This is a genomic window from Actinoplanes sp. NPDC049118 (genome assembly GCF_040648555.1).
In the GTDB taxonomy this organism is placed as follows: domain Bacteria; phylum Actinomycetota; class Actinomycetes; order Mycobacteriales; family Micromonosporaceae; genus Actinoplanes.
In genome coordinates, this window is sequence record NZ_JBEZDY010000033.1 from 50,020 (window position 1) to 64,909 (window position 14,890).

3 protein-coding genes are annotated in these 14,890 nt (G+C 72.8%); all 3 read right to left on the reverse strand.

What is annotated here, in order from left to right; translation table 11 throughout:
* Positions 1–2: 2 nt before the first annotated feature.
* Complete coding sequence (locus tag AB0B58_RS36490; protein ID WP_360233752.1) at positions 3–1,232, reverse strand: cytochrome P450; 1,230 nt, start codon at positions 1,230–1,232, stop codon at positions 3–5.
* On the reverse strand, positions 1,232–8,461 hold the full coding sequence (locus AB0B58_RS36495) for an amino acid adenylation domain-containing protein (protein ID WP_360233755.1): 7,230 nt from the start codon (positions 8,459–8,461) through the stop codon (positions 1,232–1,234). The genes AB0B58_RS36490 and AB0B58_RS36495 overlap by 1 nt, the downstream gene beginning before the upstream one ends.
* Before the next feature lie 88 nt (positions 8,462–8,549).
* Positions 8,550–14,852, reverse strand: a complete 6,303-nt coding sequence (locus AB0B58_RS36500) for an amino acid adenylation domain-containing protein (protein WP_360233758.1) — start codon at positions 14,850–14,852, stop codon at positions 8,550–8,552.
* Positions 14,853–14,890: the final 38 nt, after the last annotated feature.

The window sequence follows — 14,890 nt, forward strand, 5'->3', positions numbered from 1 at the left end:
TGTCAGTACCGGACCGGCAGAGCGGTCAGGCTGCGGTTCAGCAGGGACAGTTGCCAGGTGTGGCTTTCCGGGTCGATCAGCCGCAGCCCGGGGTGCTCGGTGAGCAGGGCCTCGACCACCACGGCAGCGACCAACCGGGCCAGGGCCGCCCCGATGCAGAAGTGGGCGCCGTGGCCGAAGCCGAGGTGTCCGGTGCCGCCGCGTTCGAGGGAGAAGCTGTCCGGGTCGGCGAACTGGCCGGGGTCGCGGTTGGCGGCGGCGGTGACCAGGTAGATACGGTCGTCGGCGCGGATGTCGTGGCCGCCCAGGGTGAGGTCGCGGGCGGCCGTACGGATGGACATCTTCGACGGGCCGTCGAAGCGCAGGCTTTCCTCGATGGCGACCGGCACCAGGGCGGGGTCGGCGCGGACGGCTTCCAATTGTGAAGGGTCGAGCAGCAGGGCCCGGATGGTGTTGGCGATCAGGTTGCTGGTGGTTTCACCGCCGGCGAAGGCCATCTGGGTGAGCAGGCCGACGAACTCCAGCTCGCTGACCGTCTCGCCGATCTGGCCGCCGGCCAGGACGGAGCTGATCAGGTCTTGTTTCGGCGCTTCCCGGCGCTCGCGGACCAGGCCGGCCAGGTAGTCCTCCAACTGCACCAGCGACTGCAGGGAGGTTCGGTACTCCGCCTCGCCCTGGGCCGCGCCGAGGACCAGGTCACCGACGCGGGCGTTCCAGTACCAGAAGGACGGTCCGTGTTCGGCGGGGACGCCGAGCCAGCGGGCGAAGACCAGAGCGGGTAGCGGGTGGGCGATGTCGGTCATCAGGTTGCCGGTCCGGCCCGCGCCGGTGCGTCGGGCCAGCATGGCCTGCGTGGCGCGGCCGACGAAGGTGCGGTAGCGCCCGATGCCGCGGGCGGAGAACTGTTCCTGGAAGACCTGCCGGAGGCGGCGGTGCTGCGGCGGGTCGTTGAAGACCATCCAGCGGCCGAGGATGCCGAAGGCGCGTTCGGCGTCCTGTTCGGCGTCGGCCGGCACGGCGCCGGCCAGCGGCCGGACCCGTTCGGCGGATACGGCCGGGTGGCGCAGACAGGCTTTGACCTGCTCGTAGCCGGTGACCAGCCAGGCCCGGTGTGCGCTGCTCCAGTGCACCGGGTCGTGGTCGCGCAGGGCGTTGAGGTAGCCGTACGGGTCGGCGTTGAGTGCCGGGTCGAGCAGGTGACGTTCCGCGAAGGTGAGCAGGGTGGCGGTCATCAGTTGGCCTCCGTCCGGATCTTCTCGAGCAGGGCTGCGGTGTGGGCGATCTCGGTGCCGAGCATCGACATGTGGTCGCCCGGGGTGATGTGCACGGTGACGCCGCCGGCGGCCAGTTCCCGCCACCGGGCGATGTAGGCGGCGGCGTCCACGTCGAGGCCGGGCATCGGTTCGCCGGGCGGTAGTTCCGCCGCGGCGCTGCCGAGCACCAGGTGCACGTGCCCGGGATAGGGGCGGGGTTGGTAGCCGGCCAGTGCGGCGAGCAGCGAGTGCCACACCTCGATGGGGGCGTCGGCGACCAGGGCGGCTTCACTCTGGGCCATGCCGGCGGCGAGCAGGACGGCGGTGAGTTCAGCCTCGGCGGCGGTCCGCTCGGGCGACGGCGCCATGGCGCGTACCTGGTCGCGCAGTGCCCGTGCCCGCACCATGTCGTCGGCCGTGCTGGTGAGCCGGGCCGTTGCCGCCGGGTTCGGCAGGTACGGCTCGATCAGCACCAGCGGCGCCACCTGTTCGCCCAGTTCGTGGAGCTGGGTGGCCATCTCCATGGCGAGGTTGGCGCCCATCGACCAGCCGAGCATCTCGTGCGGGCCGGTGCCGCCGCGTTGCCGCATCTCGGCGACGTAGTTGGCGGCGATGCCGGCGATGTCGGTGGGGTCGACGCCACCGACCAGGCCGCGTGCCTGAAAGGCCCGGACCGGCCGGTCGGCGGGTAGCTCCCGGACCAGCGGGACGAACCAGGCAGCGCTGCCGCCGGACGGGTGGATGCACCAGAGCGGTGCGCCGTCCATCTCGCGAAGGGTCACCTCGGACCGGACCGGGGTGGGCCGGTCCGCGTCGGCGCAGCGGATCGCCAGCTGGGCGATGGTCGGCGTTTCGATGAGGTCGCGGACGGAGACGGTGAATCCCTTCCCGGCGGCCATGGCGGCGACCCGGACGGTGGACAGTGAGCTGCCACCGATGCGGAAGAAGTCGTCGTGCACGCCGACCTGCCGGCGCCCGAGGACCGTCTGCCAGATCTCGGCGAGGGTGCTTTCGGCGGCGTTGCGGGGCGCCACGTATTCGGCGTCGTCGTCGGTGCGTTCGTCGGTGGGCAGCGGCAGCAGGCCCTTGTCGATCTTGCCGCTGCGGTTGACCGGGAACCCGTCCATGATCACGAAGAAGGCCGGGACCATGTACGCGGGCATCTGCACCCGCAGCGCCTTGCGCACGCCGTCGACCGAGACCTCGGCGCCGGGCCGCGGCACCAGGTAGGCGACGATTCCCGGCTCCCCGGGCAGGTCCCGCCGCAGCAGCACGACCGCCTGGCTGACCTCGTCGAGCTGCCGCAGCTTGTGCTCGATCTCGCCCAGCTCGATCCGGAACCCGCGCAGCTTGATCTGGTTGTCGCGGCGCCGCAGCCAGTCCACCATCCCGTCGGGCCGCTGCCGGCCCACGTCACCGGTGCGGCAGAGCCGGTCACCGGGGGCGCCGTGTGGGTCGGGCACGAAGGTCGCAGCGGTCAGCTCCGGCCGATTGAGGTAGCACTCGCCGACGGCCTGGCCACCCAGGTAGATCTCCCCGGGCACGCCGACCGGCACCGGCCGCAGGTCGTCGTCGAGTACGTAGATCTGCGTATTGCGGATCGGCTCGCCGATCGGCGGGCGGCCCCCACCGGGCGTCAACTCGGCCAGCACCGACCAGACCGAGGTCTCGGTCAGGCCGTACACGTTGTGGAACCGCCGGTTGCGGGACCACGCGTCGGCCAGGTCGGCGGGGCACGCCTCGCCGGCCACCTGCAGCACGGCCAGCTTGTCGAAGTCGTCGGTGCCGAGCACCGACAGCGCGCTGGGCGGCAGCATCGCCGCCGTGATGCCGTAGGTGTGCAGGGTCCGCCGCAGGTCCGGCCCGGGGCGCAGCGCCTCCTTCGGGGCGGTGCACAGCCGGGCGCCGTTCGCCAGCGACCAGGTCAGCTCGAGGATCGAGGCGTCGAAGCTGAACGACGCGAACTGCAGCACCCGGTCGGTGGTGTCGGGTCGCACCAGGTCGCGCTGCCCCTCCAGCATGTTGACCAGTCCACGGTGGGCGATGGCGACACCCTTCGGGACGCCGGTCGACCCGGAGGTGTAGATGACGTACGCGGTGTTCTCCAGGCTGAGCTGCGGCAACGGACCGTCGGTCGGCGGCTGTGCTGGGTCGACCGGGTCGTCGAGCAGGACCGCGGGTCCGTCGAACGGCACCCGGCCGACCAGGGGCCGCTGGGTGAGCAGCACCTTCATGCCGCTGTCGGCGGCCGTGAAGGCCAGCCGCTCGGTCGGATGCTGCGGATCCATCGGCAGGAACGCCCCGCCGGCCTTGAGCACGCCGAGCAGCGCACGGATCATGTCCGGGCCTCGATCGGTGCAGATCCCGACGATCACCTCCGGCCCGACCCCGAGAGCCTTCAGCCCGTACGCGAGCCGCTCGGCACCCGCGTCCAGCTCGGCATAGCTGATAGCGACACCCGGGTAGGTCAGCGCGACCGCATCCGGGGTGGTCGCGGCGTGCTCCCGCACCCACTCGTGGAACAGCAGCGGGGAGTTGGCCCGTTCCGGCCCGCGGGCCCACTCGACCAGGGCCCGGTGCTCGGCGTCACCGCGCAGCGACGGCCGCACGACCGGCCCCTCCGGATCGGCGACCATGGCCGCCAGGGTGTCGCAGAACAGGTCGGCGAGCTGGGCGGCGGTGGCCGGGTCCAGGTAGTCCCGGTCGACGTCCAGGGTGAAACTGTGCACACTCGCGTTGACCAGCAGCGGGAACATGGTCCGGGCGATCTCCAGCGACTCCTCCCACGCCTCGTGGGTGAGCCGGTGGAAGTTGACGAAGTTGAAGATCGCCTCCACCATGTTGGGCTCGCCGGGCCGCAGCTGCTGCATCCGGGCCAGCGGCACCCGCCGGTGCGGCAGCATCTCCTGCTCGGCGGCGAAGACCGCCTGGACGTACTCGCGCCAGCTGCCGCCCGGCCGGGCCACCCCGAACGGCACGGTGTTGAGGAACAGCCCACGCATCCGGTCGGCGCCGGGCAGCTCGGGCCGGCCGTTGGTCACCAACCCGATGGCGTGCCCGCTCGCGGTCGTGTCGTCCTCGGCGAACAGGCTCATCGTCTGGTGGAAGGCGGCCAGCAGCACCGTCCGGCGGGGCACCCCGGCGAGCCGGGCCAGCCGGCCGATCGGTTCGACCAGCTTGGCGTACGAGCGACGCTCCTCGTGCACCGGCGCCGCGCCGGCCTCCGGGGCGTCTTGCTGCCGGGGGAAGCGGATCGGCCGCAGTTCGCCCAGCGACTCCCGCCAGTAGCGCAGGCTCTCCTCGTTGTCGAGGGCGGCCCGCTCCAGGGCCACGTACTCGGCGAACCGCGGCGATGCCGGCAGCCGCGGGTCCCGGCCATGCGCCACCGCCTGCCGGTGCAGGTCCAGCAGGTCGGCGATCAGCGAGGTGAGGCTCCAGCCGTCCAGCACCACGTGACAGTCGGTGATGGTGAACCGCAGCTCGGTGTCGGTCAACTGGTGCAGGTGGATCCGGAACAGCGGCGCCCGGGCCAGGTCGAAGCGGTGGGCGAACTCCGACTGCACGTACGCCCGCAGGGCGGCCCGCTGCTGCTCGTACGCGAGACCGCGCAGGTCGGTGTAGCCGACCGGGGCCGCGACGTCGGCGTACACGAGTTGCAGCGGTTCGCTGTAGGAGACCAGGTCGATGCCGGTGCGAAGGATGTCCTGGCCGGCCATCACCACCTCGGCGGCCCGGGTGAACGCGGCCAGCTCGAAACCCTCCGGCACGACGATCTTCAGGTCGGTGACGTTGTGGTACGCCCCGCGGGTCGGGTCGGACAGCATCTCGTGCAGCATGCCCACCTGCAGCATGGTCAGCGGGTACGCATCGACGAGCCCTGCCGGCAGCCGGCCCGCGTCGGCCGCGTCGATCTGGCTGAACGGCGCCACCGGATCGGTGCCCTGGTGCGCCGTGGTGGCCCGCAGGGCCAGGTCGCCGAGGGTGCGCGCGCCGAACAGGTCGGCCACGGTCAAGCCGATGCCCGCGGAGCGGGCCAACCCGATCACCCGCAGCGCCAGGATCGAGTCGCCGCCCCGGTCGAAGAAGTTGGCGGTGAGGCTGACCCGTTCGGTGCCGAGCACCTCGGCCCAGATGCCGGCCAGCGCCACCTCCACGTCGGTCCGCGGCGGCTGGTACTCGCCGCCTGCGTCGCCGCCCTCACCGGCCACCGCGATCAGGGTCTTCCGGTCCACTTTCCCGTTCGCCGTCACCGGCAGCCGGTCGTGCCGCACGAACAGCGCCGGCACCATGTACTCGGGCAGGAACAGGCGCAGCCGCTCGCGTAGCGCCGGCGCGTCCAACGGTCGGCCCTCGGTGAGCACCACGTGCGCCACCAGCCGGGCACTGCCGCCCGGCTCCGGTCGGGCGACCACGGCCGCGTCGTCGACCCCCGGGCAGACCCGCAGGGTGGTCTCGATCTCGCCGGTCTCGATTCGGTAGCCGCGGATCTTCACCTGGTGGTCGCCGCGCCCGATGTAGGACAGTTGCCCGTCGTCGAGCACCCGGACCAGGTCGCCGGTGCGGTACATCCGGCTGCCCGGCGGCCCGAACGGGTTGCGCGGGAACCGCTGCGCTGTCAGTTCCGGACGGTTGCGGTAGCCGCGGGCCACGCCACCGCCGGCCACGTACAGCTCGCCCGTCGAGCCCTGCGGCAGCAGCCGGCCGGACCGGTCCAGCACGTAGCCGTGCGCTCCGACCAGGGGCCGGCCGATCGGGGAGTAGACCGGCGACGTGACGTCGGCCTCGGTGATCAGCCGGATCGTGACGTGCACGGTGGTCTCGGTGATGCCGTACATGTTGACCAGCGCCGGGCGGCGGGCCCCCGGGACGAACCAGTCCTGGTAGTCGCGGACGTCGAAGGCGTCACCGCCGAAGATGACCGTGCGCAGCGACAGGTCGGCGATGTCGTCGCCCTGCTGCGCCAGGTGGGCGCGGAACCCCTTGAACGCGGCCGGGGTCTGGTTGAGCACGGTCACCCGCTCGTCGCGCAGCACGGCGTGCACCGCGGCCGGGTCGCGGACCTCGTCGTCGGTGAGGATGACCACCCGGGCGCCGCTGGTCAGCGGCGCCCACAGCTCCCAGACCGAGAAGTCGAAGGCCGGCGAGTGCATCAGCGTCCACACGTCGTCCGGGCCGAAGTCGAACTGCGCGGCAGCGGCCGCCAGCAGCCAGCCGAGGTTGCCGTGGGTGACCTCCACACCTTTGGGCTGCCCGGTGGAACCGGAGGTGTAGATGACGTAGGCGAGGTCCTCGGCCCGGACATCGACGTCATCCATAGCGAGGTCGGCAGAGGGGCCGTCCAGCGGGACGATCTCCACCGGCAGCTTGTCGAGCGCCGCCGCGCCGGCCTCGTCGGTGACCACCCAGCGCACCGCGGCGTCGGTGACCAGGAACTCCCGGCGGGCCACCGGGTGGTGCGGGTCGAGCGGCAGGTAGGCCGCCCCGGCCCGCCACACCCCGAGCAGCGCCACCGCCAGGTCGACACCGCGGCCCAGGTGGACACCGACCAGCGACTCCCGCCCGGCACCGGCGGCGCGCAGTCGGCGGGCAAGGGCCCGGGCCCGGGTGTCCAACTCGGCGTAGCTGAGGCTGCGGCCGTCGCTGGTGACAGCCACCGCGTCGGGGGTCTGCCGGATGCGCTCGTCGAGCCGCGGCAGCGCGAGCACCGGGTCGGGCGCGGCGCCGGTGTTGGCCGGTCCCTGTGGCCCGAGCAGCCCGGCGGTCTCCTCGGCGGTGAGCAGGTCGACGCTGCTCAGCGGGGCGTCCGGGGTCTCGGCGCAGGCCCGCAGCATGGCCAGGGTGTGCGCGCCGATCCGGGCCACCGACTCCTCGGTGAACAGGTCGGTCCGGTAGACGAAGACCAGCCGCAGCCGGCCGCCGTCGTCGTGCACCTCAAGGGACAGGTCGAACTTGGCGGTCACCGCGTCGATCGCGTACGCCTCACCGGCGGCCGCGCCCAGCGCGAAGGTGCTGCGCCGCACCGGGGTGTACGAGTAGAGCACCTGGAACAGCGGGTTGCGGGCCAGGTCACGCTCGGGGCTCAGCTCGTCTACCACCCGCTCGAACGGCAGGCTCTGGTGCGACAGCGCGCCCAGCACGCTCTCCCGGACCCGGCCGAGCAGCTGCGTCGGGGTGATGTCGCCGCCTAGGTCGGTGCGGACCACCAGGGTGTTGACGAAGAAGCCGACCAGCGTCTCGGTCTGCGGGTGCTCCCGGTTGGCGACCACCGTGCCGACCGCCACGTCGTCGGAGCCGCTGTGGAAACCCAGCGCCGTCTGGAACGCGGCGAGCACGGTCATGTACGGCGTCGTGTCGGCGCGGGCGCAGACCCCGGGCAGCGCGGCGGACAGGGATTCGGGCAGCTCCACCGCGTACGCGGCACCCGCGTAGTTGTGCTCGGCCGGCCGGGGATGATCCGTCGGCAGTTCGAGCGGGGTGAGCCCGGTGAGGGTGGACTTCCAGTAGCCGAGGTCGGCGGTCTCGTCGGCGGCCCGCTGCCAGGCCGCGTAGTCGGTGTACTCGATGGGCAGACTTTGCAGGTCGGCCGGCTCACCCGCCAGCCGGGCCCGGTAGTACTCGCGCAGGTCGCTCAGCATGATGTCCAGCGACCAGCCGTCGGTGACGATGTGGTGCATGGCGAGGGCCAGGACGTGGTCCTGGTCGGCGATCCGCAGCACGGTGGCCCGGAACGGTGGCTCGGTGGCCAGGTCGAACGGTCGCAGGGCGGCGGCCCGGACGGCAGCGGCGATGGCCTGCTCGCCGCCTCGCTCGACGGTGCTGCCCAGGTCGACCACCTCGGTGTGGTCGTCGCCGACCGGCAGCACCTGCTGCACCGGCCGGCCCCGGTCGGCGGGGAAGACCGTCCGCAGCTGCTCGTGCCGGTCGACCAGGTCGCCGACGGCGGCGGTCAGAGCGGCCACGTCGAGCGGCCCGGTCAGCCGCCAGGCGGCCGGCATCAGGTAGCCGACCCCGCCCGGGTCGAGTTGGTCGAGGAAGTAGAGCCGCTGCTGGGCGGCGGACAGCGGCATTGCCGCGGGCCGCGGGTCGACCCGCGGGATGTCCGGGGTGGTCGCGGTGGCCCGGCCGCGCAGGCGCTCTGCGAGCAGGCGGCGGGCGGTGTCCGACAGCGTGGCGCGACGGGCGGGGGGCTGGATCTCGGAAGTTGTCATCGGAGGCTCCGTCCGGTGATGAATGGCTTGTGGGTGAGTGGTCCGGTGGACGGCCGTGTGGGTAGCTGTGCGGCGGCCGTGCGACCGGTCAGTCGTCCGCGGTCAGCGACGCGTCGATCTCGTCCTCGCTCATGGCGAGGATCTCCTCGATCAGCCGCTGCTCCACCTCGACGGCCAGCCGACCGACGGTCGGGTGCTCGAAGAGGTCCCGGACCTGGACCGGCAGGTCGAAGGCCGCCCGCAGCCGCGACGCCGCCGCCACGGCACGCAGCGAGTGCCCACCGAGGGCGAAGAAGTCGTCGTGCACACTGACCCGGCTCACACCCAGGACCTCGGCCCAGATCTGCGCGATCACCTGCTCGGTCGGGTTGCGCGGGGCCACGAACTCGATCGGCTCGGCCGGCTCCGGGTCGGGCAGGGCGGCCGTGTCGAGCTTGCCCTGCACGGTCCGCGGCAGCGCTTCGAGGGGCACCACGGCCACCGGCACGGCGTACGCGGGCAGCACCCGCCGACACCAGGCGGTCAGCTCCGCGGGGTCCGCCCCGGCCGTCACCACGTACGCGACCAGCGACCGTTCCCCGTGCAGCACCCGGACCACCACGACGGCGCTGTCGACCGCGGGGTGTTCGGTGAGGGTGTTTTCGATTTCGCCGAGTTCGATGCGGAAGCCGCGGATTTTGACCTGGTTGTCGGTGCGGCCGAGGAATTCGAGGGTGCCGTCGGTGTTCCAGCGGGCGAGGTCGCCGGTGTGGTAGAGGCGTCCGCCGTTGTCGTGGTGGGGGTCGGGGGTGAATTTCTGGGCGGTGAGTGCGGGTTGTCCGAGGTAGCCGCGGGCGAGTTCGGGGCCGCCGATGAGCAGTTCCCCGGGCACCCCGGCGGGAACCAGCTCGTCCTGGGCGTCCACGATGTACGCCCGGCGCCGCCCGAGCGGACGGCCGATCGGCACCCGCCCGGCGACCGGCTCGTGTACCGGGTGCGCGGTCGCCGAGATGACCGTCTCGGTGGGCCCGTACGTGTTGATCACCGGCACCGTCGGCAGCAGGGCGAACCACCGCTGCAGCGGCGCCGCCGGCAGCACCTCCCCGCCGGTGACCAGCAGCCGCAGGCTGCCGAGGTCGTCGACCACCCGGTCCAGGACGGTGACGACCTCCTCCCAGTAGGCCGGGGTGAGCTCCATGACGGTGACACCCTGCGCGCGGACCTGGACGGCCAGCTCCTCGACCGACCAGAGGTCGTCGGGCCGCATCACCACCCGGGCGCCGACGCTGAGCGCCGGGAGGATCTGTTCCAGTGAGGCGTCGAAGGTGAGCGAGGCGAACGTCAGCACCCGGTCGGTGTGCCGCAGCGCGAACTGGTCGCGGGCGGTGGCCACGTGCGCGTCCAGCGCGTGGTGCTCGACGCCGACGGCTTTCGGCCGCCCGGTCGAGCCGCTGGTGAAGATGACGTAGGCCAGGTTGCCGGGGTGGTGCCGATGCGCCGCGGCGGGCGGCTGCGGCACCACGTCGGCCACGTCGAGGGTGGGCAGCGTGACGTCGGGCAGGCGGTCGGCGGTGGAGGCGTCGATCACCAGCCGGGTCAGGCCGGCCTCGGACGCCATGTGCCGCAGCCGGTCGACCGGCAGCGCCGGGTCCAGCGGGACGTAGACGCCACCGGCGTGCCAGATGCCGAGCATCGCGGTGATCGACCAGATGCCCCGCCCGACCAGCACCCCGACCGGGTCACCGGGACGCAGCCCGGCGGCGCGCAGCCCGGCGGACAGCCCGCCGATCATCTCCTCCAGCTCGCCGTAGCGGATTTCGTCGTCGGCGCACACCAGGGCGGTCGCCTCCGGCGCCCCGCACAGTGCGAACGGCGGGACCACCTCGTTCGTGACTCCGGCACCGGCCAGCGCCAGCAGCTCCTCCTGCTCGCCGGCGGACAGCACCGGCAGCCGTCCGATCGGGGTCGACGGATCGGCTACGGCCGCTGTCAGCAACCGGCCGAGCCGAGTGGCGAACCGGCGTACGGTCTGTTCGTCGAACAGGTCGCTGCTGTACTCCACGGCCAGGCCGAAGCGCTCGGGGGAGACCAGGAACGTGGTGGTCAGGTCGAACTTCGCCGATCCCCAGGGCAGGTCGAACGACTCGGTCCGCAGGTCGCCGAGGCGCGGCCGACCGGCGCCGCCCTCCTGCACGTCGAACATCACCTGGAACAGCGGGTTGCGGGACAGGTCACGTTCCGGCCGCAGGTCCTCGACCAGCCGCTCGAACGGCAGGTCCTGGTGGTCGAAGGCGCCCAGTACGCTCTGCCGGACCCGGTCGAGCAGACCGGCCACGGTCGGGTCCCCGGTCAGGTCGGTGCGCAGTACCACCGTGTTGACGAAGAAGCCGACCAGTCGCTCCAGCTCGATCGGGCCGCGCCCGGCGACCGGCGTGCCGACCACCACGTCGTACTGCCCGGACCACCGGGCCAGCGCCACCTGCGCGACGGCCAGGAGCACCATGTAGCGGGTCACCCCGAACCGGTGGCTCAGCGCCTCCACCCCGGCGACCAGCTGTGGGTCGAGCGTCACCTCGACGGCCGCGCCGCGCCCGGACCAGGTGCCCGGCCGGGGCCGGTCGGTGGGCAGGTCCAGCACCGGCAGCTCGGCCAGGGTGTCCCGCCAGTAGTCCAGTTGCCGGGCGAGCAGGCCTTCCCGGCCGCGCTGCCAGACAGCGAAGTCGCCGTACTGCACCGGCACCGCCGGCAGGTCGGCCGCTGTCCCGGCCAGCCGGGCCCGGTAGCAGGCGGACAGCTCGTCGATGACGATCTCCTTGGACCAGCCGTCGGTGGCCACATGGTGGAACGCGATCACCACCACGTGGTCGTCGTCCCCCAGCCCCCAGACCCCGGAACGGATCATTGGCGGCGCGGCCAGATCAAACCGACCCTTCGCGTACGCCGCCGCGCGCTCCCGCACCGCCGCCGGGTCCTCGCCGTCAGCCCGTTCCCAGGCCAGCGGCACCGTGACGCCGTGCCGGACGAGCTGCACCGGCCGACCGTCCTGTTCGACGAGTGCCGTGCGCAACACCTCGTGCCGCGCCACCACGTCGTCGAGTGCGCCCTGCCAGGCGACCCGGTCGAGGCGGCCGTGGACCCGCCAGCTGAACCACAACACGTACTCGTCGCCCAGCTCACTCATCCGGTCGAGGAACCAGAGCCGCTCCTGCGCGTACGACAGGGGCAGCGCCCCGGACCGGTCGACCGGCACGACGCCGGCGCCGCTGGTGACCCGGCGGGCTGCCGCCACCACCGCGCCGAACTGCCGGATCCGCGGGTTCTCGAACAGCGTGCGCAGCTCGACCTCGCGATCGAGCCGGGCCGCCACCCGGGACACGGCCATGGTGGCCAGCAGCGAGTGCCCGCCCAGCTCGAAGAAGCTGTCGTCGATGCCGACCCGAGGTACCCCGAGCACCTCGGCCCAGATGTCGGCGATTACCTGTTCGGTGTCGTCGCGGGGCGGGACGAACCCCTCGTCGGCGGGACCGACGGGGGCCGCCGGGTCGGGCAACGCCGCCCGGTCGAGCTTGCCCGAGGTGGTCACCGGCAGGGCGTCCAGCACGACGAACTCGGTCGGCACCGCGTGCCCGGCCAACCAGCGGGCACACCAGTCGCGCAGTTGGGCCGACTCAACCGCCTCGCCGTCGGCCGCCACCACGTAGCCGACCAGGCGCAGGCCGCCGTGCGGGTCGGGTTTGGCGGCCGCGGCCGCGGCGATGACCGCGGGGTGTTCGGTGAGGGTGTTTTCGATTTCGCCGAGTTCGATGCGGAAGCCGCGGATTTTGACCTGGTTGTCGGTGCGGCCGAGGAATTCGAGGGTGCCGTCGGTGTTCCAGCGGGCGAGGTCGCCGGTGTGGTAGAGGCGTCCGCCGTTGTCGTGGTGGGGGTCGGGGGTGAATTTCTGGGCGGTGAGTGCGGGTTGTCCGAGGTAGCCGCGGGCGAGTTCGGGGCCGCCGATGAGCAGTTCCCCGGGCACCCCGGCGGGCACCGGCTCACCGTCCGGGCCGACCAGGTAGAGCCGCCGGTGGCCCAGCGCCCGGCCGATCGGCACCGGCCTGACCCCGTGCGGGACAGCCACGTCGTACACGGCACTGGTGACGGTGGCCTCGGTCGGACCGTACGCGTTGACCACCCGGACCCACGGCACCTGCGCCTGCCACGGCGCCAGCGCGGCGGGCGGGACCGCCTCCCCACCGAGGATGAGCAGCCGGACCGTGGCCAGCGCGCCTAGATCGCGGGCGGTGAGCGCGTGGGTGAGCTCCACCCAGTAGGTCGGCGGCAGGTTCAGCACGGTCACCCCGTGCCGGGCCACCACCGCCAGCAGCTGCGCCGGCGCCCACTGCTCGTCCGGCCGGATCACCAGGCCGGCGCCGGCGCTCAGCGCGGTCAGCAACTGGTCGAGCGAGGCGTCGAAGGAGAACGACGAGAACGCCAGCACCCGGTCGGTCGCGGTCACCGCGAAATGCTCCCGGGCTGCGGCCACATGCGCGTCCATGGCCCGGTGCTCGACACCGACCGCCTTCGGCAACCCGGTCGAACCACTCGTGAAGATCACGTACGCGAGTTCGCCCGGCTGGTGCCGGTGGGCCGGCACGCCGTCGCGGGGTTCGGTGGCCGTTACGTCGACCCTGGGGGCGGTGTCCGGCAGCCGATCCACGTTGACCGGGTCGGTGAGCAACCGGGTGACCCGAGCCTCGGTGATCATGTGACGGAGCCGGTCGTCGGGCAGCGCCGGGTCGAGCGGCACGTAGACCCCGCCGGCCCGCCACACGCCCAGCAGCGTCGCCACCGACCAGATACCGCGGGCTACCGCCACCCCGACCGCGTCACCGGGGCGCAGCCCGCCGGCACGTAGGTCGGCGGCGACCCCGCCGGCCAACCGGTCCAACTCTCCGTAGCTGACCGTCCGGTCCCCGACCGTCAGGGCCGTCACGTCGGGGGCGCCGCCCACCGCGAACGGCTCCGCCGGTTCACGGGGGACCGACACCGCGCCGCTCCACTCGGTCAGCACCCGGCGGCGTTCCCGGCCCGGCAGCGGTGCGAGCCCCGCCGCCAGCATGTCGACCGGCGCGTCCGGGTCGTCCAGCACCGCGCCGAGCAGCGCCACGTAACCGTCGGCGAACTGCTGCATGGTGTCGGCGTCGAACAGTGCCCGGGCGTACTGCAACTGGGCGATGATCCCGCCGGTTCGCTCGGCCGTCAGGTCGAGGAACACGTCCAGCTGGGTGCTGGCCAGCGGCGGCGGCACCAGCACGGCGTCCAGGCCGGGCAGCTCCAGCCGATGGGTCGCCACATTCAGCAGGGTGAACGACGCCTGCGCGAGCGGGTGCCGGGACAGGTCGCGCTCCCCGCCGACCGCGCCGACCACCCGGTCGAATGGGGCCTCGGCGTGGCTGAAACCGGTCAGCGCGCCGGCGCGTACCCGGGCCAGCAGGTCGGTGAACGACGGCCCGCCGGCGAGGTCCGTGCGCAGCACGATGGTGTTGACCAGGGGGCCGATCACGTTTGCCAGTTCGGGGCGACCACGCTCGGCGAGGGTGGTGCAGACGGCGATGTCCTGCCGGCCGCTGTACCGGGCGAGCAGTGCCTGGTAGACGGCGAGCAGCAGCATGTATCGGGTGGCCCGGTGCCGGCGTGCGACCTGGTCGACCCGGGTGACCAGGTCGGCCGGCAGGATGAACCGGATCACGTCGCCGGTGCCGTCCCAAATGGCCGGGCGGGGTCGGTCGGTCGGCAGTTCCAGCGGCTGCAGTCCGGCCAGCCGGTCTCGCCAGTGGGTCAGCAGCCGGCGCATACGGGTGTCGTCCAGGCGCTGTGCCTCGGCGCGGGCGACGTCGGCGTACTGGATCGCCGGGTGCGGCACCGGCTCACCGCGGTAGCCGGCCCCCAGTTCCCGCAGCAGGATGTCCCACGACCAGCCGTCGACCGCCACGTGGTGCACCAGCACCAGCAGCAGATGCTCGTCCGGTGTCACGCGGGCAAGGCACATCCGCACCGGCGGCTCGGTGGCCAGGTCCATCGGTCGGGCCGACTCCCGAGCCACAAGATCGGCGACCTCGGCGGCCCCGGACCCGGTGATCGCCGTCTCGGTCAGGGCGACCGACTCGGCGGGGGCCGGCTGGGGAACCGGTTCGCCGCCGACCGCGACGAACCGGGTCCGCAGCACCTCGTGCCGGCCGATGATCCCGGCGAGGGAGCGGCGCAGCGCCGCCACGTCGAGCGGGCCGCGGAGCCTCAGCACCAGGGGCAGTAGGGACTCGGACGACCCCCGGGCGAGCTGATCGAGAAACCAGATGCGGCGCTGGGCGGATGAGGCCACCGCCTTCGCTGTGTCGTCGTTGACCGACCGCAGTTCCGCTGCGTCGAGTGCCACTGTGGACCTCCCCGGACCGTGTTTCCCTCACCCTCCTC

What these genes read in the sequence shown, in the direction of transcription:
- AB0B58_RS36490 (WP_360233752.1), bottom strand. Translation starts at nt 1,232, where the DNA reads ATGACCGCCACCCTGCTCACCTTCGCGGAACGTCACCTGCTCGACCCG.
- AB0B58_RS36495 (WP_360233755.1), bottom strand. Translation starts at nt 8,461, where the DNA reads ATGACAACTTCCGAGATCCAGCCCCCCGCCCGTCGCGCCACGCTGTCG.